Genomic DNA, 25,206 nt, shown 5'->3' with positions numbered 1-25,206 from the left:
GAGGACCGGATGCGTCTGATCAAAGCCGCCCTGGCCGCCGCGGTCCTGGCCGTCGCCGGCATCACCCTGATCGCGTCGCCGGCGGCCGCCGCCACCCTGACCGAGGTCACCAACTTCGGCACCAACCCGACCAACCTGCGCATGCACCTGTACGTGCCCAACACCGTGGCCGCCCGCCCGGCGGTCGTCGTGGCCGTGCACTACTGCACCGGATCCGGCCCGGCGTTCTACTCCGGCACCGAGTTCGCGTCGCTCGCCGACCGGTACGGGTTCATCGTGGTGTACCCGTCGGCCACCCGCAGCGGCAACTGCTTCGACGTCTCCTCGCCGGAGGCGCTGCGGCGCGGCGGTGGCAGCGACCCGGTCGGCATCATGTCGATGGTCACCTACGTCCAGCAGCACAACAACGCCGACCCGGGCCGGATCTACGTCACCGGCGCCTCGTCCGGCGGCATGATGACCAACGTCCTGCTCGGCGACTACCCGGACGTGTTCAAGGCCGGTGCGGCGTTCATGGGCGTCCCGTTCGGCTGCTTCGCCACCACCGACGGCTCGTCCTGGAACAGCACCTGCTCCAGCGGCCAGCTCAACAAAACGCCGCAGCAGTGGGGTGATCTGGTCCGGGCCGCCTATCCCGGGTACACCGGGGCCCGCCCGCGGATGCAGGTCTTCCACGGCACCAACGACACCACCCTCGCCTACCCGAACTTCGGCGAGGAGATCGAGCAGTGGACGAACGTGCTCGGGGTCAGCCAGACCCCGGTGTTCACCGACCAGCCGCAGTCCGGCTGGACCCGCACCCGCTACGGCAACGCGGGCACCATGGCCCCCGTCGAGGGGATCAGCCTGGCCGGCGTCGGGCACAACCTGCCCCTGGCCGGGCAGGCCGCGATGGTGATCGCGTTCTTCGGCCTGTCCGGGGGCACGACCCCGACGAGCACCCCGCCCAGTTCGCCGCCGGCCTCGCCGTCGAGTCCGCCGTCGAGTCCGCCGTCGAGCCAGTCGCCGGGGCCGGCCGGTGGGTGCCGCGTGTCGTACACCGTGAACGCCTGGAACACCGGGCTGACCACGGCCGTCACGGTCACCAACGCGGGCACCACCCCCGTCAACGGCTGGACCCTCGGGTTCACGCTGCCGTCGGGGCAGACCGTCACCTCCGCGTGGAACGCCACCGTGAGCCCGGCCTCGGGTGCGGTCACGGCGCGGAACCTGAGCTACAACGCGACGATCCCGCCCGGCGGATCGACGTCGTTCGGGTTCCAGGCGAACCACTCCGGTAACACCGGCAAGCCGGCCGCGTTCACCCTGAACGGCAGCGCCTGCACGGCCGTCTGAAAGACGATGAAGGGCGGGACCCGAAACCCGGGTCCCGCCCTTCGCGCGTGCTGAACCGTCAGCGCAACGAAATCACCGGGTGCAGCTGCCGATCGTGGCCGACGACGCGGCGCGGGCCGGCGACCGGGACCCGCACCGCCGCGTGGACGTCCACACTGGACCGCGCGACGCGCAGCTCGACGTCGCCCGGCTCGACCAGGCGCCGCCCGTCCCGGCCGGAGTAGGACAGCAGGTCGGCGTGCAGCCCGAACACGACCGTGCGGTGCTGCCCCGGCGCGAGGTCCACCCGGGCCGCGGCGATCAGCTGCCGCTCGGGCCGGGCCACCTCGGCGACGGGGTCGTGCAGGTACACCTGGACGACGGTGCTCGTCGCGCGGTCGCCGTCGTTGCTCACCGGCACCGCCAGCTCCACGGTGCCGTCGGTGGCCCAGCCGCCGGCGGGGGAGAGGGTGACCTCGCCCCACGTCGTGCCGGTGTAGGACAGCCCGTGTCCGAACGCGAACAGCGGCGTCGGGTCCACGCTGCTGACGCCGCTGCGGCGGGCGAGCGGCGCGGCCAGGTAGGTCGACGGTTGCGAGGCACCGGCCCCCGGGAAGCTGACCGGCAGCCGGCCCGACGGGTCGATCCGTCCACTGAGGACACCCTCGATCGCGGTGGCACCCTCCTCGCCGGGGAAGAACCCGCACAGCACCGCGGCGAGCCGGTCGACCTGGCGGGACAGCTCATACGGGCGGCCGACGAGCAGGACCAGCACGACCGGCGTACCGGTGGCCAGCAGCGCCTCGAGGAGCTCCTCCTGCCGCCCGGGCAGCCGCAGGTCGGCCGCGTCGCAGCCCTCCCCGGACGTGCCGCCACCGAACAGCCCAGACAGGTCACCGAGGACCGCGACGCACACGTCGGCCCCGGCGGCGGCCTCGGCCGCGGCGGCGATCTGCTCGTCGTCGCCGCCGACGACCGGGCAGCCCAGCGCGTACGTGACGTCGTGCCCGGCCTTCAGCGCGTCCAGCACCGACGGCACGGACACGCCCGCGGGCACGTCCGGGTGGTGCACCAGGACGTGCCGGGGGAACGAGTAGCAGCCGAGCATCGCGCCGGACTCCGCTGCGCCGGGACCGACGACGGCGAGCCGGGCGCCGGGGCGCAACGGCAGCGCGGATTCGTTGCGCAGCAGGACGATCGAGCGTTCCGCGAGCTGCCGGGCCAGGTCACGGGCCTCGGGCGGGTCGATGTCCACAGTGGCGTCGGACAGCGCGGGAGGCGACGGCTGCCAGTCCTCGTCGAGCAGGCCGAGGGCGCACTTCTGCAGCAGGATCCGGGTGACGGCCCGGTCGATGAGGGCCTCGTCGACGTCGCCGGCCTCGACGGCGTCCAGCAGCGGCGCGCCGTAGCAGTTGGCGCCGGGCAGCTCGACGTCGATGCCGGCGCGCAGGGCGAGCGCGGCCGCGTCGGCGCGGGTGCCGGCGACGCCGTGCAGCGTCTGCAGGAACGCGACGGAGAAGTAGTCGGACACGACCGTGCCGTCGAAGCGCAGCCGGTCCCGGAGCAGGTCGGTGAGCAGCGCCGGGTCCGCGGCGGCGGGGACGCCGTCGAGGTCGGTGTAGCTGTTCATGACCGAGCGGGCACCGGCGCGCAGCGCCATCTCGAACGGCGGCAGCAGCACGTCGGCGAGCTCGCGCGGCCCGATCGACACCGGCGCGAGGTTGCGCCCGGCGCGGGAGGCGGAGTAGCCGGCGAAGTGTTTGAGGGTGGCGACGACGCCGGCGGACTCCAGCCCGCGCACGTAGGCGGCGCCGATCGTGCCGACCAGGTGCGGGTCCTCGCCGATGGTCTCCTCGACCCGCCCCCAGCGCAGGTCCCGGACCACGTCCAGGACCGGGGCGAGGCCCTGCTGGATGCCGAGGCGGCGCATGGTGCGGCCGATCTGCGCGCCCATCCGCTCGATCAGCTCCGGGTCGAAGCTCGCGCCCCACGACAGCGGCGCCGGGTAGATGGTCGCCTGCCAGGCGGCCAGGCCGGTCAGGCACTCCTCGTGCACGATCGCCGGGAGGCCGAAGCGGCCCGCGGCGATGATCTCGCGCTGGAGGCGGGCAACCCGCCGGGCGCCGTCGGCGGGCGCGATCGGCGTGGTGCCGTAGGCGCGGGTCACCTGGCCCAGGCCGTGCGGGATGAGGGCGGGCCAGTCGATCGGGTCGGGCGCCTGGTCGTGCTGATGCGGGGCGACCTCGCCGGCGGTGTCGTCGACGTCGAGCCAGGCGCCGTACATCTGCGCCACCTTCTCGCGCAGGGTCATCCGGGTCATCAGGTCGGCCACGCGTGCGGACGCGGGCGCCGTGGTGTCCCGCCAGGTTCCGGCGGAGACGCCGCTGTCGAGTGTCACGCTCGGGCTCCAATGTTCGTGCAGGGTGGCGTTGGCCGGGCAGGGTCGCACCGCGCGCCGCGTGCGCCGTTGCGCACGGCGCGGTCGCGGGGCGCCGTGAAACGTTCAGACCGCGCGGGTCGACTGGCGCACGACGAGCCGGGTCGGGAGCCGGACGTGGGTCGTGTCGACCGGCGCGCCGTGCATGAGCTTGATCAGCAGTTCGATCGCGTGCTGGCCCATCGCGTGGATCGGCTGCTCAACGGTGGTGAGGGCGGGGCTGGCCAGGGCCGCCTCGGGGACGTTGTCGAACCCGACGACGGACAGGTCGTCGGGCACCCGCAGCCCCATCGACGCCGCGACCTCGACGGCGGCGATCGCCGAGACGTCGTTGGCGCCGAAGATGGCGGTGGGCCGGTCCGGGTTGCTGAGCAGCAGGTGGGCCGCTGCGGCGGAGGAGTCCGGGTCGTAGTCGCCGACCTGGATCAGGTCGGGGTCGACGGGCACGCCGGCGTCGCACATGGCCTCGCGGAAGCCCCGCTCACGTAACCGGGAGGACTCCAGGTCCGGCCGGCCGGTGATCATCGCGATGCGGCGGTGCCCCAGGTCGAGCAGGTGCTGGGTGCCCAGCCTGGCGCCGTTGAAGTTGTCCGAGTCGACGGTCGGCAGGCCGGACGGCCCGGCGTGCGGGTCCACGGCGACCACGGCGGTGCCGTAGTCGACGTCGATCACCGTCGGCGTGACCAGGACCGCGCCGTCGATCAGCGTGCCGGACAGCCGCGACAGGTAGCGCTGCTCCCAGCCGGCCTGGTCGCTGGTGCGCCCGCCGGCGGAGTAGACGACCAGCTCGTAGCCGGTGCCCTTGATCGCCTTCGCGGCGCCCTTGAGCAGCTCGGTGCTGAACGGCTCCAGGTCGGCGACGAGGATGCCGATGACGTTGGTCTTGTGGTTGCGCAGGCTCTGCGCCACGAGACTCGCCTCGTAGCCCAGCTCGCGGATGACGGACTGGACGTGTGCGCTGGTCGCGGCGGACACCCCGTAACGGGCGTTGAGCACCTTGGACACCGTCGCCACCGAGACGCCCGCGGTCGCGGCGACGTCCCGGATCGTGATTCGAGAACTGGGCTTCACGAGGGCAGAGTAACTTCCGATAACGATATCAACAACGATTGACAAGCCTAGTTCCTGAGGCGGAGACTCTGCGGTCATCGAGGGCCGAGCCCTTCGGCTCGGCTCGCCCCCGTCAGGAGATGATCACTTTGAACGTCCGCCTGAGCACCCCACGGAGGCTGGCCGCGATCACCGTCGCATTGGCGATGGTCGTGCCCTCCCTGACCGCATGCGGCGACGACGAACCCAGCTCGAGCGGTGACCCGAATGCCGCCACGACCTTGACCTGGTGGCACAACGGCGCCCAGGATCCCGCCAAGGGCGTCTGGCAGTCGCTCGCCGACCAGTACCACGCCGACCATCCGAATGTGTCGTTCAAGGTCGAGCCGGCACAGAACGAAGCGCTCAAGACCAAGATCTCGGTGGCGCTGCAGTCGCCGACACCGCCGAGCATCTTCCAGCAGTGGGGTGGCGGTGCCCTGGCCACCCAGGTGGAGTCCGGCAAGCTCATGGACATCACCGATGCGACGTCGAGCTGGATCCAGGAGCTCGGCGCCGGCGCCAAGGGCTGGCAGGTCGAGGGCAAGCAGTACGGCGTGCCCTTCGGCCTGCACGTCGTCGGCTTCTGGTACCGCACGGATCTCTTCACCCAGGCCGGCATCACCGCGCCCCCGAAAACGATGGAAGAGCTCAACGCCGCCGTCACCAAGCTGAAGGCCAAGGGCATCGCCCCGATCGCCGTCGGCGGCAAGGACAAGTGGCCCGACGCCTTCTGGTGGTCCTACTTCGCGATCCGCGAATGCTCCCTGGACACCGTGAAGAACACCGTGAAGAACCTCAAGATGGACGACCCGTGCTGGGTCAAGGCCGGCGAGGACCTCAAGGCGTTCCTCGACACCAAACCGTTCCAGGACGCCTTCCTCGGCACCCCCGCCCAGCAGGGCGCGGGCAGCTCGGCGGGTCTGCTCGCCAATGGCAAGGCCGCGATGGAGCTGCAGGGTGACTGGGAGCTGCCCACGATGATCCCGCTGACCGAGGACAAGGAGTACGCCAAGAAGCTCAGCTGGTTCGAGTTCCCGGCTGTTGCCGGTGGCAAGGGCACCCCTGGGACCGCGCTCGGCGGCGGCGACGGCTACTCCTGTGCCGTCAAGGCCGGCGCGGCGTGCGCCGACTTCCTCAAGTACATCGCCAGTGCCCCGGTGCAGCAGAAACTGGTGCAGACCAACACGATCAGCCTGCCGGCGAACCCGGCGGCGATCTCCGCCATCCAGGACCCCACGCTCAAGACCGTGCAGGAATACCTGAACAAGGCGCCGTACATCCAGGTGTACTTCGACCAGGCTCTGCCCACGAGCGTCGGGCAGGCACTCAACGACGCCATCGCCGACTTCTTCGCCGGCAAGGGCAGCCCGCAGGGCATCGTCGACGCCTTCACCAAGGCGGTCGCGAACAAGTGATGGGCCACTGATGGGAACCGTTGCCGCCGCAACGGCGCCCGCGAAGCAGGCCGGCCGCGATGTATCGCGGCCGGCCCGCCGGCCCGGGCGCCGCGGCACCCGGCTGGAACTCGTGTTGCTGCTCAGCCCGGCGCTCGTGCTGTTCGTCGGGTTCGTGCTGCTGCCGATCGCGGTCGCCGTCTACTACAGCTTCTACAAATGGACCGGGTTCAGCCCCCGAACCCCGTACGGGCTGGGCAACTACCAGCGGGTCCTGGAGGACGAGGTCTTCCGGTCCGCGCTGCTGCACAACTTGATCATCGCCGTGCTGTCCGTCGTCATCCAGCTGCCCCTGTCGATCGCGCTGGCGCTGCTGCTCAACCGCAAGATCCGCGGGCGGGCGGTGCTGCGGCTGGTGGTGTTCGCGCCGTACGTGCTGTCGGAGGCCATCACCGCGGTCGTCTGGCTGCTGATGCTGCAGCCCGGCGGCCTGGTCGACCAGTTGTTCAACGCGGTCGGCCTCGGGGGCCTGATCCAGGACTGGCTCGCCGACGGCGACCTGGTGCTCTACACGCTCTTCGTGGTCATCACCTGGAAGTACATCGGCTTCGGCATCATCCTGCTGCTCGCCGGGTTGCAGAGCATCCCGTCCGAGCTGCGGGAGGCCGCCTCGACCGACGGTGCGTCCCCGTGGGACACGACCCGCCACATCGTGCTGCCGCTGCTCGGGCCCACCATCCGGATCTGGATCTTCCTGTCCGTCATCGGTTCGCTGCAACTGTTCGACCTGGTGTGGATCATGACGCTCGGCGGTCCGGCGAGCGCCTCGGCAACCATGGCGACATACCTGCTCGACCACGGTTTCAGCCGCTACGAGTTCGGGTTCGGCAGCGCCGTCGCCGTCGTGCTCTTCGTCGTGTGCTTCATCTTCGCCCTGCTGTACCAGCGCTTCGCGTTGCGCCGCGACCTGCGGGGCGCACTGACCGGAACCAAGGGGTGACCGGCATGAAGAGACGCCTGTCATTGGGGACGCCGTTCACGTATCTCGTCGTGCTGTTCGTCATCGGCGTGACCGTCGTGCCGCTGCTGTTCACCGTCCTCGGCGGGTTCCGCACCAACGCGCAGATCAACAACGAGCCGGTCGGCTGGCCGTCGCCGTGGAACCTGGGCAACTACACCGACGTGCTCAGCTCCGACGTCTTCTGGCAGGCGATGGGCAACAGCACGCTCATCTCCGTCATCACCACCGCCCTCGCCGTCGGCGTCGGGTCGATGGCGGCGTTCGCACTCTCCCGCTACACGTTCGCCGGGCGCGAGTCGCTGTACACCCTGTTCACGCTGGGCCTGCTGTTCCCGCTCACCGCGGCGGCCCTGCCGCTGTATCTGCTGTTGCGCGAGCTGGACCTGCTGGAGAACCCGCTCGGGGTGGCGCTGCCGCAGGCCGCGTTCGCCCTGCCGATCACGATCGTCATCCTGCGCCCGTTCATGGCCGCGATCCCCGGCGAGCTGGAGGACGCGGCGGCGATGGACGGCGCCGGCCGGCTCGGGTTCTTCTGGCGGATCCTGATCCCGCTGAGCCGGCCCGCGCTGACGACCGTGGCGATCCTGGCGTTCGTCACCAGCTGGAACGCCTACCTGCTGCCGCTGCTGGTGCTCAGCGACCCGGCGAACTTCACCCTGCCGCTCGGTGTCGCCGCGTTCCAGTCCCAGTTCTCCCAGGACACCGCCCGGATCCTGGCCTATACAGCGGCCTCGATGATCCCCGCGATCGGCTTCTTCGTGTTCGCCGAACGGCACATCGTCGGCGGCCTCACCGGGTCGGTCAAGGGCTGAGCCGCCGCACCTTCGCCGGGGAACGATCGGCGCGTCTCTCCGGCGGAGGTGCGGCTTCGATACAGCCCCTAGCTGCCTACAGTGCGGCGATCGAGGCCGGTGCCCGTTCGGCCCGGCTCAGCGCGCGCAGCACGTCGGTCTGGCCGTGGCGGCGCAGGGCGATGCGGGACAGGATGTCCACGACCGTCTCGACGGCGGCGGGCGGGAACTCGGGCGTCGTGACGCCGACGCTGTGCGCCAGGTCGTCGCTGTGCACGACGACCTCCAGCAGCCGGCTCGCCACGAAGTCGTCCAGGGCGATCGACCACGCACCCCAGGTGGGGCGGCGCACCGGCCGGTCCGGCGCGGCCGGCAGCTCCGTGCGCAGGGACGCGACGGTGGCCTCGACCCGCGCGGCGAGGTCGGCCGGCCCGTCCGCGGCGTCGTCCTCGCCGCTGGTGCGGATGAGGACGTTGAACGGTTCGTCCAGGTCGGATCCGATCCAGTGCACCCGGGCGTAGTACTCGTGCAGGCCGATGACCTCCTCGGTGGGCACCGGCTCGGCGAGGACCTTGGGGATGAAGAAGATCTGCCCCGCCAGGTGCCCGGCGAGCCCCTGCACGCTGAGTTTGGGCAGGGCGCTCGGCTCGTGCCACGCGGCGGCCACCTCCGGTGCGGCGAGCAACCGGGCCGCGGTCGCCGCGGCGGTGAGATAGAGCTCCCTGATCTGCGTCATGCCTGCGGCAACACCCGGCCGGCGGGGCGCATTCCGATCAATCCGGCCGGGAGGTCCAGCCGCGCGCCCGGAGCCGTTCGAGGCCGTCCAGGATCAGGTCCAGCGTGAACTCGAACTCGAACTGGTCGTCGCAGCCGCTGCCGACCACCGATGCGTCGTCGTGCGCGACCTGGGTCGTGATTTCGGTGATGTACGGGTACCGCTCGGCCATCTGCCGGACCAGCTGCGGATCGACGGGCGCGTCGCTCGGCGGGGGAGTGCCGAACAGCTCCTGCGAGAAGCCGAGGATGCGGCTGCCCATCGCGTGCATCACGTGGTGGGTGAGGTCGACGGAGAAGCCGCCGGCCCGGAACATGCCGATCATCGAGTCCATGTACTGCAGGACCACCGGCGTGGCGGCGGTGCGGGACTCGAGCACCCGGGACGCCCAGGGGTGGCGCAGCAGCGCCCGGCGGGCGGAGAGGATCCGCTCGCGGACAGCGGACTGCCAGTCGGTGCCGGCGACGGGTGGGTCGATCTCGCCGACGACGACGTCGAGCATGCCGTCGAGGAGCTCCTCCTTGTTGGCGACGTGCTTGTAGAGCGCCATCGGCACGACGCCCAGGGTCTGCGCGAGGTTGCGCATGCTGAGCGCGTCGATCCCCGTGCCGTCGGCGAGGTCCACGGCGGCGCGCAGCACGCGGTCCCTGGTCAGGGGCGCGCGCCGAAGGGTGTCCACCTGCCGCACCCTATCTCCCCTTGACTGGTGTACGCCGTACACCTTACCGTCAAAGGGTGCTGGTGTACGCCGTACACCTTCCGAAAAGGAGGAAACGCGATGAAGGCGATCGTCCAGGACCGCTACGGCCCGTCCGACGTGCTGCGGCTCGGTGAGGTCGACCCGCCGGTGACCGCCGCCGGCGAGGTGCTCGTCCGGGTCCACGCGGCCTCCGTCAACGCCCGGGACTGGCACGTCATGCGCGGCGATCCGTACGTCGCCCGGATGGCCTTCGGGCTCGGCGCGCCGAAGGTGCGGGTCCGCGGCACGGACTTCGCCGGCCGGGTCGAGGCCGTCGGCGCGGGGGTCACGGGCTTCCGCCCCGGCGACGAGGTGTTCGGCGAGATCGACGCCGCGTTCGCCGAGTACGTCCGGATCCCGGCCACCGGTCCGCTGGCGATCAAGCCGGCCAACCTCACGTTCGAGCAGGCCGCCGCGTTGCCCCTGGCCGCGAACACGGCCCTCATGGGCCTGCGCGACGCGGCGCGGGTCACCGCCGGGCAGCACGTCCTGATCAACGGCGCGTCCGGCGGCGTCGGCACGTTCGCCGTGCAGATCGCCAAGGCCTTCGGGGCGCGGGTCACCGCCGTGTGCAGCACCAGGAACGCCGACCTGGTCCGCTCCCTCGGCGCGGACCAGGTGATCGACTACTCCCGGGAGGACTTCACCCTCGGCGCCGACCGGTACGACGTCGTGTTCGACCTCGTCGGCAACCACTCACTGGCCGAATTCCGGCGGGTCCTGACGCCCGCGGGGACCCTGGTGCTGTCCGGCGGCGGCGTGTCCGGGGGCGGCAGCCTCTTCGGGCCGGTCGGCCTCATCACCCGGGGACGGCTGGTGTCGAGGTTCGTCCGCCACCGGGTGGTCGTCCTCGTCGCGGTGCCGAGCGGCAGGAACCTCGAGACGCTGGGGGAACTCGTCGAGTCCGGCGCGATCACCCCGGTCATCGATCGCACGTTCCCGCTCAGCGACGGCGCGGAGGCGGTCCGCTACCTCGAGATGGACCATGCGCGGGCGAAGGTCGTCATCACCGTCTGAACGGGCTATGCCGGCACCCTCGGCTCCTCCGCGTCGAGCTCGGCCAGCAGGATCCGGGCGTGTGCCGCGTAGCGCTCGCTGACCTCGACGGTGTGCAGGACGGCGGCGTGCCGTTCGCCCGGAGTGACCCTGCGGGTGGCGGCGAGCTGATCCCGCGCCGCGCGCAGGTGCGCCAGGTGCGCGTCAAGGAGCACAAGAATGTCGTGGTGCATGGGTCCTGACCCTCGACGTCGGGTGGCGTTGCCGCCGTTGCCAGAGCGGAACGGCGGCACGGCCGGCTACTTCTTCTTCTTGTTCTTCTTGTTCTTCTTCTTGTCCTTCTTCGACTTCTTCGCCATCTGAACCCACCCCCGATTCCTGCTGGTTTGTACCCGCGGATTCGATGTTTAGCCTAGTGGCCGGCGGGGCTACGCATTGGAAGATCGTTCACCTTGTGTACACCTTCCGTTCACCAACGCTCAGGGGGTGGTCGGCAGGGTGAACGTGAACGTGGTGCCGGTCGGCTCGGCCGGGGTGGCGGTGATCGTGCCGTGGTGCGCGTCGACGATGGCCTTGGTGACGGCCAGGCCGAGGCCGGTGCCCTTGATGCCGTGCGCGAGCGCCGTCGAGGCGCGGAAGAACCGGGTGAACAGCTGCTGGTACTGCTCGGCCGGAACCCCGATGCCGGTGTCGCTGACGCTGATGGCGGCGGCGGCGTCGCCGGCGCTCACGGCGGCGACCGTGACCGTCCCGCCGGCCGGGGTGTACTTGACGGCGTTGGAGAGCAGGTTGTCCAGCACCTGCCGCAGCCGCGCCGGGTCGGCCCGCACCGTCAGGTTCGCGCCGGGTTCGAGCCGGACCGTGAGACCCTTGGCGTCAGCGGCCGGCCGGTGGTCCTCGACCGCCTCCCGCAACGCCCTGGTCAGTGACAGCGGCCGCGGGTTGACCGCGAGGCTCGCGCTGCCGAGCCGGGCCAGGTCCAGCAGGTCGTCGACGAGCTGCTGCATGTGGCTGCTGTGCCGGAAGATGACCTCGCCGTAGCGGCGCACCTCGTCGCTGACGCCGGGCTCGTCGCCGATGATCTCCGCGTAGCCGAGGATCGTGCCGATCGGGTTGCGCAGCTCGTGCGAGACGAGGGCGACGAGGTCGTCCTTCATCCGGTCCAGCTCCCGCAGCCGCTCCACCTGCTGCCGCTGCTCGGCGAGGAGTTCCTCCCGGTGCTCGGCGAGGACGCGGCGCTCGGTGACGTTGCTGCTCATCCCGTCCAGGAACAGCCGGCCGTCCTCCCGCCGGGCCAGCGCGCGGGTCCACACCCAGCGCGTGACACCGTCGAAACCGAGGACCCGGACCTCCATCTCGGCCGGCTGGTCCGCGGCGACGGACGCGCTGAACCCGCTGAACTCCTTGACGTCGTCCGGGTGGACCCGCTCGGCGAGGACCATGGCCAGGTCGGTGCCGCTGGGCATCGGCGAGCCGAACACCCCGGCGCCGTCGGGGCTGGCGTACACCGACCGGACGGACTGGTCCGGCAGCACCTCGACGGTCCAGACGAAGTCGTTGACCCTGGCGATGACACGGTCGAAGTCCAGGCGCGCGGCGGCGAGGGCGGTGCTGAGGTCGTCGGCGCGCAGCCGCTCGATGTGCCGGGCGATGTGCGCGCAGACACCGTCGAGCATGGCCACGACGTCCGGGTCGGGCGGGACGAGCCGTTCGGTGGCGAACACGAGGACGCCGAGCACGGTCCCGCCGCTGAGGACCGGCAACCCGATCACGGCGTGCAACCCCGCGGCGACGGCGGCGGCCGTGCGTTTCGAGGCGTACGGCAGCTGGTTGACGTCGGCGATCCACTGCGGCCGCCCGGTGCGCCAGACCTGGCCGATCATCCCGCCGTCGCGGGTGACCGGCGGCGGATCGTGGAGGAAGCCGGGCCGGGCCCGCCCGGGGTTGGCCCAGACACCGAGCCGGATCGCCGTGTCGGTGTCCGGGTCGACGTGCCAGTACTCGCCGAACGCCCAGTCGAGCGCGACCGTGACCGCCTCGATGACCGCCTCCGCCGCCTGCGCCGCGCCGCCCGCGGTCGTCAACGCCTCGGCGACGGCGAGCTGCGCGTCCCGGAGCCGCTCGGCCTGGTGCGCCTCGGTGATGTCGTGCATCGCCACGACCGCGCCGAGCCGCTGGCCGTCCGGGGCGTCGATCGGCTGGCCGTTGCACAGGAACCGCCGCTGCACGCCGCCCGGGCCGCCGACCACCAGTTCCTCGCCGTGGACGTGCTCCCCGGCGAACGCGCGGGCGAGCGGCACCTGGTCGGGTCGCAGCAGCCGCCGGCCGTCCGCGGCGAACAGCTGAAACCGCTCCGCCCAGGTCTGCCCCGTGGTCGGTTCCACCGGCACGCCCTGGTGCGTGTCGTGGAACGCGCGGTTGACCGTGGCGAGCCGGCCCTCGCTGTCGCAGGCGACGACGGCCGTGTCGAGGCTGTCCAGCAGCGCCCGCTGGAACGTGCGCTCGGCCTCCAGCTGCCGCCGCGCCGCCTGCCGGTTGCTCAGGTCGTGCACGAACGCGTGCACGACCGCCCGGTGGCGTTCGGCGTACACCTGGGCGACGACCTCGATCGGGAACCTCCGGCCGGTCCGGTCCACCGCCGTCACCTCGAGGGTCGCGGCGGACCCGCGGCCGGCCGCCCCGGCCAGCCAGGCGGCGAAGTCGTCGCGGCACTCGTCGGCGACGACCAGGCCGGCCGGCCGGCCGAGGGTCTCCGCCGCGGACCGGCCGAACATCCGCTCCGCGGCGACGTTCCAGGCCAGCACGGCGCCGGCCGCGTCGAGCGACATGAACGCGTCGGCGGCGCTGTCCAGCACCGCCTGGGTGCGCGTCGAGGCGAGCATCAGCTCGCTGTTGGCCAGCCGCAGCGCCAGCTCGACCTCGGCGGCGCCGGCCAGGTCCGCGACCGCGTCGAGCTCCTCGGCGGTCCACTGCCGTGGCGTGTGGTCGACGACACAGAACGCGCCCAGCACCTGCCCGTCCGGGGTGCGCAGCGGGTGTCCGGCGCAGGCGGGTCCCAGCCGGCCGCCTCCGGTCACGGCCACCGGCGCGTCGCTGTCCACCACGCTCCGGCAGAGGTCAGCCACCGGTGAGTCCGGCCCGACCACGGGCCCGGCCACACTGACGAAGACCTGCCCGTCGGCGTCGACCAGGGACACCAGGGCGGACGGCACGCCGACCGCCCGCCGGGCGAGGCGGGTCAGGCGGTCCAGCGAGGGCACCCCGGCGGCCTGCAGCAGCCCGGTGGCGTGCAGCGACTCCAGGCGCGCCGGATCACCGTCGCGCCCCGCGGGCGTCGCACCCGCCGATCGTGACCCACGACCCCGCACACCCTGTTATCGGCGCCACGGTGGCCGACCTGAGCCGGGGGCGCTGGATAGGGTGGGACGCATGGCTCAACGACCCCTGACGCTGATGGCAGTGCACGCGCACCCCGACGACGAGGCGACCGGCACCGGTGGTGTGCTGGCCAGGTATGCCGCGGAAGGGGTCACGACAGTGCTGGTGACGTGCACCGACGGGCGCTGCGGGGACGGGCCCGGCGGGGTCAAGCCGGGGGAGCCGGGCCACGACCCGGCGGCGGTGGCCGCGATGCGCCTGGTGGAGCTCGAGGCCAGCTGCGCCGCGTTGAAGGTCACGCACCTGGAGGTGCTCGGCTACCCGGACTCCGGGATGATGGGCTGGCCGACGAACGACGCGGCCGGCTCGTTCTGGACCACGCCCGTGCCGGAGGCCGCGCAGCGCCTCGCCGCGCTCATCGACCGTTACCAGCCGGACGTGGTCGTCACCTACGACGAGAACGGGTTCTACGGGCACCCGGACCACATCCAGGCGCACCGGATCACGATGGCCGCGGTCGAGCTGACCGGCAGCCCGGCCAAGGTGTACTGGACGACGGTCCCGCGCTCCGGCATGGAGGAGTTCGGCAAGACGCTGCGCGAGCTTGGCGTCGAGTTTCCCGAGCCGGACCCCGACGCGCCGCCGGCCGGTCCGCCGATGGGTCTGCCCGACGAGGAGATCTCGACGTGGGTGGACACCCGGGCCTATGGGCCGCAGAAGTTCGACGCGCTCGCCGCGCACGCCAGCCAGGGCGAGAACATCTTCTTCCTGCGCATGGGCAAGGAGAAGTTCACCGAGCTGATGGGGGTGGAGACCTTCGTGCGGGTGCGCGACACCACCGGCGCGCCGCTGCCGGAGGATGACCTGTTCGCCGGGCTGCGCTGAGGCGTCTGAGGAGCGCCTTAAGCGTTCCTTTGGTGCGGCCGGGGCGGTCGGGGGTGCGGCTACGATGCCGTTCGTGCTGGACACCCCCGAACCCTCGCCGTGGTGGACGCGCCGCCGGACCTGGGTGGTCGCGGCCGCCGGTGCCGTCGTGGCGGGCACCGCGACCGTCGCGCTCGTCGCGCAGTCGTCCGGGGCCGCCTGCGCCGCGGCCGCCGCCTCGTCCGGCCAGGCGACGTACTACGCGGCCGACGGCGGCGGCAACTGCTCGTTCGACCAGGTGTCGAACCCCCTCGTCGTGGCCCTCGGCAACGCCGAGTACGCCGCCGGTGCCGCGTGCGGCGGCTACCTGGACGTCAAGGGCCCGAAGGGCACGGTGCGGGTGAAGGTCACCGACCGCTGCCCGGAGTGCGCCGCCGGCCACCTGGATCTGAGCAGGCAGGCGTTCGCGAAGATCGGCGACCCGGTCGCCGGGATCATCAAGGTGACCTACAGCAAGGTGACCAGCCCGCCGGTGCCCGGCCCGATGACGGTGCGGGTGAAGGAGGGCTCGTCGCGGTACTGGCTGGCGTTGCGCCTGGACAACACCGGCAACCCGCTGTCCGCCGTGGAGGTGCAGGCCGGCGGCGGCTGGAAGGCGCTGAGCCACACCGACTACAACTACTGGATCGCCCAGAACGGGGCCGGCACCGGCCCGTTCACGGTCCGGGTCACCGACACCGCCGGGCGGCGCACGACCCTGACCGGGGTGACGTTGACCGTCGGCACCGTGCAGCGCCCGGGCGCCACCGCCACCTCGGCGCCGAAGACCCCGGCGGCCAGCAGGCCGGGCACCACCGCGGCCGGGTCGGCACCGAAGTCGCCCACCGGCGAGCCGGCCAGTGAACCCGCCGAAGCCGGCACTGAAACCAGCACCGGCGCGGTGGCTCAGCCGCCCGCGAGGTGCGGCTGAGCGGCTCGGGTCAGCGCCGGCTGGTCAGGTAACCGCCCATCGTCGTGAAGTAGTCGGTGGCGGCCAGTTCCGTGCCGTCCTCGGTGCGGATCCGTTCGACGGCCAGGCCATGGCTGCGGCCGCGGCGGGCCTCGGCGCCGGCCACGATGACCACGGCGTCGCCCTCGCGGATGAAGATCCGGCCGGGGGTGCCGCCGTACAGTCCCTTGGACACCGACGCGGCGACGATGCGGATGCGGTGGCCGCGGTGATACGTGAACGCGTTCGGATACGGGTCGGACTGTGCCCGCACGAGCCGGTCGAGGTCCTCCGCCGGCCAGGTCCAGTCGATGCGGCTGTCCTCCTCGGCCCGCTTGTGGAAGAAGCTCGCCTTGGAGCGGTCCTGCGGGGTCCAGTCGGTGCGCCCGGACGCGATCAGGTCCAGGCCGTCCACGGTGATCGGGCCGAACAGCTCCAGGGTCTTGTGGAACAGGTCGGTGGTGGTGTCCCGGTCGCCGACAGGGACCGCCCGCTGCAGCACGATGTCACCGGCGTCGAGCCCGGCGTCCATCATGTGCGCGGTGACCCCGACCTCCTTCTCCCCGTTGATGAGGGCCCAGATCAGCGGGGCGAAGCCGCCGTAGGACGGCAGCAGTGAGTCGTGCACGTTGAGCGTGCCGAGCCGGGGGAGCTCGAAGATCTCCGGCGGGATCCAGGTGCGCCAGTTCGTGGCGACGATCACGTCCGGGTCGGCCTGCTTGAGCCGGTCGAGCAGTTCGGGGTCGTCGGGCCGGTCGCGGATGAGGACCTCGACCCCGTGCTCGGTGGCGAGATCGGCGACCGAGTCGCTCCAGATCCGCTCATAAGGGTGGTCGCTCGCCGGGTGGGTCACCACCAGCGCGACCTCGTGCTCGGAGGCCAGCAGCGCCTGGAGCGTGCGGTGCCCCCAGGTCTGATATCCGAACATGACGACGCGCATGGGGCCTCCCAGGTGAGTGACAACATTCGATGCCATAGCCTTCGATCGGAGGTTAGGTTAGTCTACCCTTCATTCACGTGGAAGCCGCGGGGCGATCGTGACAAGGACGCTAGCTAAGGTTAGGCTTGCCTAACTCCACATCAGCGGGTGGCGGAGCCGGAACGGTCGAGCCGGGTCTCGACGTGAACGATGGGACTGCGATGCCAGAGTTGCGCCAGGAGGACGCTGTGCCGGTCTACGACCTCGTCGGGGTCGGCTTCGGCCCTTCGAACCTGGCGCTCGCGATCGCGGTGCACGAGCGCAACGCCACCGCCGGTTCGGCGCCCGTGAGCGCGGTGTTCCTGGAGCGGCAGGCCGCCTTCGGCTGGCACCGGGGGATGCTGATCGAGGACGCGACGATGCAGGTGTCCTTCCTCAAGGACCTCGTCACGATGCGCAACCCGACCAGCTCCTTCAGCTTCCTGTGCTACCTGCACGAGCGCGGCCGGCTCATCGACTTCGTCAACCACAAGAGCCTGTTCCCGCTGCGGATCGAGTTCCACGACTACCTCGAGTGGGCCGCCGTCCGCGTCGACGACCTGGTCCGCTACGGCGCCGACGTCACCGCCGTGCGTCCCGTCGTCACCGACGACGTCGTGACGGCCTACGACGTGGAGGCACGGGACGCCACCGGTGCGCCGTACACCGTCCGCACCCGCAACGTCGTGCTCGCCAGCGGCCTGCGCCCCGCCCTGCCGCCGGGCATCGAGGCGTCGCAGCGGGTCTGGCACAGCCGGGACCTGCTGACCAATGTGGACGGTCTGGCCGGCACCGACCCGTCCCGGTTCGTCGTCGTCGGCGCCGGGCAGAGTGCCGCCGAGGTGACCGCGTTCCTGCACGAACGCTTCCCGTCGGCCGAGGTGTGCGGCGTGCTGTCCCGCTACGGCTACAGCCCCGCCGACGACAGCCCCTTCGCCAACCGCATCTTCGACCCCCTCGCCGTCGACGACTACTTCGACGCCTCCGCGCAGGTGAAGTCGATGCTGCTGGGCTACCACGCCAACACCAACTACTCCGTGGTCGACACCGACCTCATCGAGACGCTCTACCGCCGCGTGTACCGGGAGAAGGTGCTCGGCTCACAACGGCTCCGCCTGCTCAACGTGTCCCGGCTCACCGCCGCCGAGGAGACCGGCGGCCGGGTCGCGGTGACCGTCGAGTCGATGCTCACCGGCGCGCGCACCGTCCTGGACGCCGACGTGCTCGTCTGCGCCACCGGCTACGCGCCCGCCGACCCGTTCCCGCTGCTCGGTGAGCTCGCCGGCCGCTGCCACTACGACGAGCAGGGCCGCGCCGTCGTCGACCGCGACTACCGCATCCGCACCGACCCCGCCGTGCACGCCGGGATCTACCTGCAGGGCGGCACCGAACACACCCACGGCATCAGCTCCTCGCTGCTGTCCAACACCGCGATCCGCTCCGCCGAGATCCTCGAGTCGGTCTGCGGCCGGCGGCACGTCGAGCCCGCCCTGCCCGCACTGTCCGGCTCGGGCCGAGCCAGCTCCTACGCGTGAGCGGGCCCACCCCACCGCAGCCACCGCCGCAGGCCACCGCGGCGCTGCTCACCACGGCGCGCCGCTCGCCGGCCCTGGTGTCTGGCGCTGCGGTGCCCGGCGCCGTCGTGGCCCAGCCGGCTCCGGCGAAGCGGCCAGCGGGCCTGGCCGCCACGAACGCCCGGCGCGGGCTGTGGCTCGCCGTGTCCGTCGGGGTCCTCGCGGTGTGCTGCCTGCTGAGCATCGTCGTGGGCACCAAGAACCTGTCCCCGGCCACGATCTGGGACGCGTTCGCGCACTACACCGGCACCACCGACCAGTCGATCGTGCGGGACCTGCGGGTGCCGCGGACCGTCCTGGCGGTCCTCGTCGGCGCCGCGCTCGGCATCTCCGGCGCCGTCATCCAGGCGGTCACCCGCAACCCCCTCGCCGACACGCAGGTCCTCGGGATCAACGCGGGCGCGGGGCTGTTCGTCGTGATCGCGATCGGGCTGCTCGGCCTGTCCAGCATCACCGCCTACGTCTGGTTCGCCTTCGCCGGCGTCGTCGTGGCGATGGTGCTCGTCTACGCCCTCGCCGCCGTCGGCCGCGGACCCGCCACGCCGGTGCGGCTGCTGCTCGCCGGCGTCGCGCTCGGCGCCGTCCTCGAGGGGATCTCCTCCGGCATCCGCCTGATCCGCCCGAGGGCCTTCTACTACCTGCGCTTCTGGGACGTCGGCGCGCTCACCGGCCGCGGCTGGGACGTCATCGGCGCGGTCGCCCCGTTCGTCGTCGCCGGACTCGTCCTCGCCCTGCTGGTCGCGCGGTCCCTGAACACGGTCGCGCTCGGCGACGACCTGGCCCGGTCCCTGGGCGCGAACCTCGGCCGCACCCGGGCCGGCGCGGTGCTGTCGGTGACGCTGCTCGCCGGCGCGGCGACCGCGGCGGTCGGGCCGATCGGCTTCGTCGGGCTGATGGTGCCGCACGTCGCCCGGTGGATCACCGGACCCGACCAGCGGTGGATCTTCGCGTACACCCTCGTCGGCGGCCCGACGCTGCTGCTCGCCGCCGACGTCCTCGGCCGGGTCGTGCTGCGCCCCGGCGAGCTGCAGGCCGGGGTCGTGACCGCGTTCGTGGGGGCGCCCGTGCTCATCTGGCTGGTCCGCCGCCGCTCGGCGAGCGCGCTGTGAACCCCGTGAAGTCAAGGTCCGTCGACTTCGGACGGTCGGCGCTCGTGCTGCGGCTCGGCCCGATCGCCTCCGTCCGCCTCGGGGTCCGCACCACCGTCACCTGCCTCATGCTGCTGCTGCTCGCCGCCGCCGTGGCGGTCCTCGCGCTCGGCACCGGCGAGTTCACCGCGACCCCGGCCGAGGTGCTGCAGGCCCTCACCGGCGAGGGCTCCCGCGCCGTCCGGCTCGTCGTGGTCGAGTGGCGCCTGCCCCGCGTCCTGCTAGCCCTGCTGGTCGGCGCCGCGATGGGCCTGTCCGGTGCCATCTTCCAGGCGCTGACCCGCAACCCGCTCGGCAGCCCCGACGTGCTCGGGTTCAGCACCGGCGCGTACACCGGCGTCCTGGTCTGTGTGGTGTTCGTCGGCCGCAGCTACCCGCAGACCGCCACCGCCGCCCTCATCGGCGGCATCGCCACCGCCGCCGCGGTCTACCTGCTGTCGCTGCGGCGCGGCGTGCAGGGCTTCCGGCTCATCATCGTCGGCATCGCGATCAGCGCCGTGCTCAGCTCGATCAACGAGTGGTTCATCATCAAGGTCGACCTGCAGACCGCCATCTCCGCCACGATCTGGGGCAAGGGCACGCTGAACGGCCTCGGCTGGGCCCAGGTCACGCCGGCCGCCGTCACCATCGGCGGGCTGAGCGTCCTGGTCCTCGCCCTCGGCCGGCGGCTGCAGGTGCTGGAGCTCGGCGACGACGCCGCGGCCGCCGTCGGTGTCGGCGTCGAACGGACCCGCCTGGCCTACCTCGCCCTGGGCGTGGCGCTGATCGCCGCCGCCACCGCCGTCGCCGGACCGATCTCGTTCGTGGCCCTGGCCGCGCCGCAGCTCGCGCACCGGCTGGCCCGCACCGCCGGGATCGCCCTGGCCCCGTCCGCCGCCATGGGCGCGCTGCTGCTCATGGCCAGCGACTTCGCCGCGCAGCGGGCGTTCGCGCCGACCCAGCTGCCGGTCGGCGTCGTCACCGTGTCGATCGGCGGCCTGTACTTCGTGTGGCTACTGGCCAGACAGGCGAGGAGATCAGCATGACCCGATTGCGCGCGGACGGCATCACCGTCGGCTACGACCGCAGGACGATCAGCGCCGACCTGGACCTGGCGGTCCCCGACGGCCGGTTCACCGTGATCGTCGGTCCCAACGCCTGCGGCAAGTCGACGCTGCTGCGGGCGCTGTCCCGGCTGCTCGCCCCGGCCAAGGGCCAGGTGTTGCTGGACGGCAAATCGATCCACGCCTACCCGGCGAAGGAGGTGGCCCGGCGGCTCGGGCTGCTGCCGCAGTCCTCCGTCGCGCCGGACGGCATCTCCGTGGCCGAGCTCGTCGCCCGTGGCCGGTTCCCGCACCAGCGGCTGCTGCGCCAGTGGTCCGCCGACGACGAGGCCGCGGTCGCCGCCGCGATGGCCGCGACCGGCGTCACCGAACTGTCCGCGGACCCCGTCGACACGCTGTCCGGCGGTCAGCGGCAGCGGGTGTGGGTCGCGATGGTCCTCGCCCAGCAGACCCCGATCGTCCTGCTCGACGAGCCGACCACGTTCCTGGACATCGCCCACCAGGTCGAGCTGCTGGAACTGTGCCTGCGGCTCAACCGCGAGCAGGGCACCACGATGGTCGCCGTCCTGCACGACCTCAACCACGCCTGCCGCTACGCCGATCACATCGTGGTGATGAAGGCGGGCGTCATCGTCGCCGAGGGCGACCCGCGGCACGTCGTCACCGGCGAGCTCGTCGAGGACGTCTTCGGCCTGCCGTGCCGCATCATCCCCGACCCGGAGACCGGCACCCCGCTGGTCATCCCGCGCGCCGGCGCCCTGCACGCCGCCCTGCCGCTCTGATCCGCAGCCCTTCGACAGATAGGAACGACCATGTCCAGCAACCCGTTCGACGACGAGAACGGCACGTTCTTCGTGCTCGTCAACGACGAGGACCAGCACTCGCTGTGGCCGACGTTCGCCGCGGTGCCGGCGGGCTGGCGGATCGTCTTCGGCGAGAGCGGCCAGACCTCCCGCCAGGAGTGCGTGGACTACGTCGACCGCCACTGGACCGACCTGCGGCCCAGGAGCCTGCGGGAGAGCATGTCGCAGGACACCGCCCCGGCCGCCTGAGATGCCGCCGACCACCGGATCCCTCATCCTGCGGCGCTCCATCACCCGCAACCGGGGCCGCCTCGCCCGCGGCACCGGCCTGATCAGCCTGCACCAGCTCGCCGAGGCGACGGTGCCGGTCCTCATCGGCGTCGGCATCGACCGTGCCGTCGCGCCCGGCGACGGCACGGCCCTGCTGCTCTGGGTGGCGGCGCTCGGCGCGCTGTTCGTCGGGCTGCACCTGTGCTACCGCTTCGGCGCCCGCCAGCTGATGCTCGCCATCGCGAACGAGGCGTACCTGCTGCGCGGCGAGCTGGCCGCGAAGATCGTGCACCCGCGGCGGCTGCGCACGGACCTGCGGGCCGGCGAGTTGCTGACGGTGTCCAGCACCGACGCTGACAACGTCTCCTACCTGCTGGACTACGTGCCGCGCATCGCGGGCGCGATCACCGCGACCGCGGTCAGCGCCGCCGTGCTGCTCGTCGTCGACTGGCGGCTCGGCCTGGTTGTGCTCGTCGGCACCCCGCTCGTGCTGGTCGGCATGCAGTTCGCCGGTCCGCTCATCACCCGGCGGGTCACCGAGCAGCAGGAGCTGGCCGGGAAGGCCACCGCCCTGGCCACCGACCTCGTCAGCGGCGTCCGGCCGTTGCGCGGGCTCGGCGCCGAGCGGGCCGCCGCCCGCCGGTACCGTGACGTCAGCCAGGCCTCGCTGCGCGCCTCGCTGCGGGCGGCCGGCACCCAGAGCCGCTACCTCGCGTTCTCCACCGCCGGCAGCGCGCTGCTCGCGTGCGGGGTGGCCGTGCTCGCGGGCTGGTTCGCCCTCGACGGCCGCATCAGCGTCGGCGAGTTCATCATGGTCATCGGCCTGGCCCAGTTCCTGCTCGAGCCGATCGGGCTCCTCGCGATCGTGCCGAGCTGGGTCGCCGAGGCGCGCGCCTCCGCGGACCGGGCCGCGCTCGTCCTGGGCGCCGAGCTGCTGCTGCCCCCCGGCGAAGCGCAGAAAACCGCTACAGAGCCGCATCTTGTACTGGCGGCGCTGCGCCACGGGACCCTCGAGGGCCTCGACCTGACGGTGCGCGCCGGCGAGTTCGTCGGCGTGGTCACCCCCCGCTCCGCCGACGGCGAGGCGATCGTGCGGCTCCTCGCCGGCGGCGTCCCGCCCGAGGAGTTCGAGGGCTCCATCCTGCTCGGCGGGGTCGCCCTGCACGACCTGGAGCCGGCCCAGGCCCGGGCCGTCATGCTCGTCGAACCCCACCAGACGGACCTGTTCACCGGCACCGTCGCCGCCAACGTCGCGGGCCCGGCCCCGGCCGACCGGACGCGGCTGCTGGAGGCGCTCGCCGCCTCGGCGGCCGACGAGGTCGTCGACGGCCACCCCGACGGCATCGACCGGCACGTCGCCGAGCGCGGCGCCACCCTGTCCGGCGGGCAACGGCAGCGGCTCGCGCTCGCCCGCGCGCTGCTGGCCCACCCGCCGATCCTGGTGCTGCACGACCCGACCACCGCCGTCGACGCCGTCACCGAGCAGTCGATCGCGCGGGCCGTCCGCGCGCTGCGTCAGGAGCGCACGACCGTCGTCGTCACCAGCAGTCCCGCCATCCTCGCCGTCGCCGACCGGGTCGTCGTCGTCGACGACGGGCGGGTCACGGTCGAGGGCGGGCACGCCGAGCTGGGCGCGACCCACGACAACTACCGGAAGGTGGTGCTGCGATGAGCGGCCAGCGGAGCGTCTCGGGCCGCGAATTGGTGGCGTTGGTTTGGCTCGCGGCGACGCCGGAGGTGGCGTCGTGAGCGGCCAGCGGAGCGTCTCGGGCCGCGAATTGGTGGCGTTGGTTTGGCTCGCGGCGACGCCGGAGGTGGCGTCGTGAGCACCGAGCACCTCCCGATCGCGGACCGGCGCGAGACGCTGCGCTGGCTGCGCGGCGAACTGCGGGCCAGGTGGGGGCAGGCGGCCGGCGCGTTCGCGGTCGGCCTGCTGGCCGCCGCGGCCGGGGTCACCCCCGTCTACGCCCTCGGCGTTCTCGTCGACCGGGTCCGGGCCGGCGCGCCCACCTCCGACATCGTCGGGATCAGCGTCGTCATCATCGCCGCCGCGCTCGTCGCCGGTGTCACCACCGCGGTGTCGACGTACCTGATCGCCCGGCTCGGCGGCGAGGTTCTGGCCGCCCTGCGCGAGGACGTCGTCGCCCGGGCCGTCACGCTGCCGTCAACCCGCCTCGAACGAGCCGGCAAGGGCGAGCTCATGTCGCGGGTCGGCCCGGACGTCGCCGCCGTCAACAAGGCCGTCACCGACGTGCTGCCGACGATGACCTCCTCGGCGCTGCTCGCGGCGCTCAGCATCGCCGCGATGATCGGCATCGACTGGCGGCTCGGCCTCGCCGGGCTCGTCACCGTCCCCATGTACGTCGTCGCGCTGCGCTGGTACCTGCCGCGCTCCGCGCCCGGCTACGCCGTCGAACGCGCCGCCGTCGGCGAACGGTCCCAGCTGCTGCTGGAGAGCGTGCAGGGGCTGCGGACCGTGCACGCGTACCGGCTGGAGACCCCGCACCTGCAGGGCATCAACGCCGCGTCCGCCCGGGCCCGTGACGTGTCGGTGAACGTGTTCGGGTTCTTCATCAGGTTCGTCGGCAGGGTCAACCGGGCCGAGTTCGTCGGGCTCGCCGCCATCGTCGTCACCGGCTTCCTGCTCGTGCGGGACGGCACGGTCACCGTCGGCGGGACCGCGGCCGCGGCGGTGCTGTTCCACCGGCTGTTCAACCCGGTGTCGATGCTGCTGTACACGTTCGACGAGCTGCAGGCGGGCGGCGCCGGACTGGCCCGGCTGGTCGGCGTCGTCAGCATCCCCGACGAACCGCGGGAGGCGGCCGCCGACGGCCAGTCCCCGGTGGACAGCACCCTCGAGGTGGCCGGGGTCCGGTTCGGCTACCCGGGCGGCACCGAGGTGCTGCACGGCGTCAGCCTGCGGATCGAGGCCGGCCAGCGGGTCGCGCTCGTCGGCTCCACCGGTGCCGGCAAGTCGACCCTCGCCGCCGTCGCCGCCGGGATCCTCCAGCCGGCCGCCGGGTCCGCCAGCATCGGCGGGATGCCGGTCGGGCTGATGGACCCGGCCCTGCTGCGCTCGCAGGTCGCCATCATCAGCCAGGAGACGCACGTCTTCGCCGGCCCGCTCATCGAGGACCTGCGCCTGGCCCGGCCCGGCGCCTCCGACGCCGACATCGACGCGGCCCTGGCGACGGTCGGCGCCACCGGCTGGGTCCAGGCGCTGCCCGACGGGGTGCAGACCGTGGTCGGCGAGGGCGGCCACGACCTGACCGCCGCCCGCGCGCAGCAGGTCGCGCTGGCCCGGCTGGTCCTCGCCGACCCGGCGGTCGCCATCCTCGACGAGGCCACCGCGGAGGCCGGCAGCTTCGGCGCCCGCGACCTGGAGGACTCCGCGCTCGCCGCGACCGCCGGCCGCACCACGCTCGTCGTGGCGCACCGGCTCACCCAGGCCAGGTCCGCGGACCGGGTCGTCGTCCTGGAGGACGGCCGGGTCGCCGAGGAGGGCAGCCACGACGAGCTGGTCCTTGCCGGCGGCCGGTACGCACAGCTCTGGGCGGCGTGGGAGTCCCGCACGCCGACCTTCCCGTAACCAGACCCCGAACGTAGACAAAGGCAGGAACA

At 72.4% G+C, this 25,206-nt stretch carries 21 protein-coding genes; 14 read left to right on the top strand and 7 right to left on the bottom strand.

The annotated features are described in order from the left end of the window. Nucleotides 1-9: 9 nt before the first annotated feature. A complete protein-coding gene (locus tag ACFPIJ_RS14270) occupies nt 10-1,335 on the top strand; it encodes an extracellular catalytic domain type 1 short-chain-length polyhydroxyalkanoate depolymerase (RefSeq protein WP_380115286.1) in 1,326 nt (441 codons plus the stop codon). A gap of 58 nt (nt 1,336-1,393) precedes the next feature. Here ACFPIJ_RS14270 and ACFPIJ_RS14265 read toward each other — a convergent pair whose 3' ends face one another. Both ACFPIJ_RS14265 and ACFPIJ_RS14260 read right to left on the bottom strand, forming a co-directional pair. After that, nucleotides 1,394-3,712, bottom strand: coding sequence for a beta-xylosidase/alpha-l-arabinosidase (locus tag ACFPIJ_RS14265; protein WP_380115284.1), 2,319 nt, complete (start codon nt 3,710-3,712; stop codon nt 1,394-1,396). 105 nt (nt 3,713-3,817) lie between these two features. Next, on the bottom strand, nt 3,818-4,822 hold the full coding sequence (locus tag ACFPIJ_RS14260) for a LacI family DNA-binding transcriptional regulator (protein WP_380115282.1): 1,005 nt from the start codon (nt 4,820-4,822) through the stop codon (nt 3,818-3,820). Nucleotides 4,823-4,941: 119 nt separating this feature from the next. Between ACFPIJ_RS14260 and ACFPIJ_RS14255 the strand changes: the two genes are divergently transcribed. The 3 genes from ACFPIJ_RS14255 to ACFPIJ_RS14245 are packed head-to-tail and all read left to right on the top strand — an operon-like array spanning nt 4,942 to nt 8,070. Further along, the gene (locus ACFPIJ_RS14255; RefSeq protein ID WP_380115280.1) at nt 4,942-6,258 is read left to right on the top strand and encodes an ABC transporter substrate-binding protein; all 1,317 of its coding nucleotides are present in this window, start codon (nt 4,942-4,944) and stop codon (nt 6,256-6,258) included. A gap of 10 nt (nt 6,259-6,268) precedes the next feature. After that, a complete protein-coding gene (locus ACFPIJ_RS14250) occupies nt 6,269-7,237 on the top strand; it encodes a carbohydrate ABC transporter permease (RefSeq protein ID WP_380115279.1) in 969 nt (322 codons plus the stop codon). Between the two features lie 5 nt (nt 7,238-7,242). After that, nucleotides 7,243-8,070 carry a carbohydrate ABC transporter permease gene (locus ACFPIJ_RS14245; RefSeq protein WP_380115278.1) on the top strand — a complete coding sequence of 276 codons (828 nt, stop codon included), beginning with the start codon at nt 7,243-7,245 and terminating at the stop codon, nt 8,068-8,070. Between the two features lie 76 nt (nt 8,071-8,146). Here the strand turns inward: ACFPIJ_RS14245 and ACFPIJ_RS14240 are convergent, their stop codons facing one another. Further along, complete coding sequence (locus tag ACFPIJ_RS14240; RefSeq protein ID WP_380115277.1) at nt 8,147-8,785, bottom strand: maleylpyruvate isomerase N-terminal domain-containing protein; 639 nt, start codon at nt 8,783-8,785, stop codon at nt 8,147-8,149. Nucleotides 8,786-8,822: 37 nt separating this feature from the next. Then, complete coding sequence (locus tag ACFPIJ_RS14235; RefSeq protein WP_380115276.1) at nt 8,823-9,512, bottom strand: TetR/AcrR family transcriptional regulator; 690 nt, start codon at nt 9,510-9,512, stop codon at nt 8,823-8,825. Between the two features lie 90 nt (nt 9,513-9,602). On the opposite strand from ACFPIJ_RS14235, the gene ACFPIJ_RS14230 reads away from it, so the two are divergent. Beyond that, the gene (locus ACFPIJ_RS14230) at nt 9,603-10,580 is read left to right on the top strand and encodes an NAD(P)-dependent alcohol dehydrogenase (RefSeq protein ID WP_380115275.1); all 978 of its coding nucleotides are present in this window, start codon (nt 9,603-9,605) and stop codon (nt 10,578-10,580) included. A gap of 5 nt (nt 10,581-10,585) precedes the next feature. On the opposite strand, the gene ACFPIJ_RS14225 is transcribed toward ACFPIJ_RS14230, so the two are convergent. Both ACFPIJ_RS14225 and ACFPIJ_RS14220 read right to left on the bottom strand, forming a co-directional pair. Beyond that, complete coding sequence (locus ACFPIJ_RS14225; protein WP_380115274.1) at nt 10,586-10,792, bottom strand: hypothetical protein; 207 nt, start codon at nt 10,790-10,792, stop codon at nt 10,586-10,588. A gap of 246 nt (nt 10,793-11,038) precedes the next feature. After that, the gene (locus ACFPIJ_RS14220; protein WP_380115272.1) at nt 11,039-13,927 is read right to left on the bottom strand and encodes an ATP-binding protein; all 2,889 of its coding nucleotides are present in this window, start codon (nt 13,925-13,927) and stop codon (nt 11,039-11,041) included. 61 nt (nt 13,928-13,988) lie between these two features. Here ACFPIJ_RS14220 and ACFPIJ_RS14215 point away from each other — a divergent pair, with 61 nt between their 5' ends. Then, complete coding sequence (locus ACFPIJ_RS14215; RefSeq protein ID WP_380115270.1) at nt 13,989-14,822, top strand: PIG-L family deacetylase; 834 nt, start codon at nt 13,989-13,991, stop codon at nt 14,820-14,822. A gap of 64 nt (nt 14,823-14,886) precedes the next feature. Beyond that, the gene (locus tag ACFPIJ_RS14210; protein WP_380115269.1) at nt 14,887-15,771 is read left to right on the top strand and encodes an expansin EXLX1 family cellulose-binding protein; all 885 of its coding nucleotides are present in this window, start codon (nt 14,887-14,889) and stop codon (nt 15,769-15,771) included. 10 nt (nt 15,772-15,781) lie between these two features. On the opposite strand, the gene ACFPIJ_RS14205 is transcribed toward ACFPIJ_RS14210, so the two are convergent. Continuing rightward, nucleotides 15,782-16,729, bottom strand: a complete 948-nt coding sequence (locus ACFPIJ_RS14205) for a methionyl-tRNA formyltransferase (RefSeq protein ID WP_380115267.1) — start codon at nt 16,727-16,729, stop codon at nt 15,782-15,784. Between the two features lie 200 nt (nt 16,730-16,929). Here ACFPIJ_RS14205 and ACFPIJ_RS14200 point away from each other — a divergent pair, with 200 nt between their 5' ends. The 7 genes from ACFPIJ_RS14200 to ACFPIJ_RS14170 all read left to right on the top strand — a co-directional run bounded on the left by ACFPIJ_RS14200 (nt 16,930) and on the right by ACFPIJ_RS14170 (nt 25,174). Then, complete coding sequence (locus ACFPIJ_RS14200) at nt 16,930-18,282, top strand: lysine N(6)-hydroxylase/L-ornithine N(5)-oxygenase family protein (RefSeq protein ID WP_380115266.1); 1,353 nt, start codon at nt 16,930-16,932, stop codon at nt 18,280-18,282. Then, the gene (locus ACFPIJ_RS14195; RefSeq protein ID WP_380115265.1) at nt 18,279-19,430 is read left to right on the top strand and encodes a FecCD family ABC transporter permease; all 1,152 of its coding nucleotides are present in this window, start codon (nt 18,279-18,281) and stop codon (nt 19,428-19,430) included. The genes ACFPIJ_RS14200 and ACFPIJ_RS14195 overlap by 4 nt, the downstream gene beginning before the upstream one ends. Before the next feature lie 5 nt (nt 19,431-19,435). After that, nucleotides 19,436-20,494 carry a FecCD family ABC transporter permease gene (locus ACFPIJ_RS14190; RefSeq protein ID WP_380115264.1) on the top strand — a complete coding sequence of 353 codons (1,059 nt, stop codon included), beginning with the start codon at nt 19,436-19,438 and terminating at the stop codon, nt 20,492-20,494. Continuing rightward, nucleotides 20,491-21,294: an ABC transporter ATP-binding protein gene (locus ACFPIJ_RS14185; RefSeq protein ID WP_380115262.1), complete on the top strand. Its 804-nt coding sequence runs from the start codon at nt 20,491-20,493 to the stop codon at nt 21,292-21,294. The genes ACFPIJ_RS14190 and ACFPIJ_RS14185 overlap by 4 nt, the downstream gene beginning before the upstream one ends. Before the next feature lie 30 nt (nt 21,295-21,324). Then, entirely contained in the window at nt 21,325-21,564 is a 240-nt protein-coding gene (locus ACFPIJ_RS14180; RefSeq protein ID WP_380115261.1) for an MbtH family protein, read from the top strand. 1 nt (nt 21,565) lies between these two features. Then, nucleotides 21,566-23,257, top strand: a complete 1,692-nt coding sequence (locus ACFPIJ_RS14175; RefSeq protein WP_380115260.1) for an ABC transporter transmembrane domain-containing protein — start codon at nt 21,566-21,568, stop codon at nt 23,255-23,257. A 150-nt stretch (nt 23,258-23,407) separates the two neighbouring features. Beyond that, nucleotides 23,408-25,174 carry an ABC transporter ATP-binding protein gene (locus ACFPIJ_RS14170; protein WP_380115259.1) on the top strand — a complete coding sequence of 589 codons (1,767 nt, stop codon included), beginning with the start codon at nt 23,408-23,410 and terminating at the stop codon, nt 25,172-25,174. Nucleotides 25,175-25,206 lie beyond the last annotated feature (32 nt).

The sequence above is a fragment of the Dactylosporangium cerinum genome, from assembly GCF_042653625.1.
In the GTDB taxonomy this organism is placed as follows: domain Bacteria; phylum Actinomycetota; class Actinomycetes; order Mycobacteriales; family Micromonosporaceae; genus Dactylosporangium; species Dactylosporangium cerinum.
The sequence above is the reverse complement of the archived record's forward strand: the minus strand, read 5'-3'. Positions and strand labels throughout refer to the sequence as shown.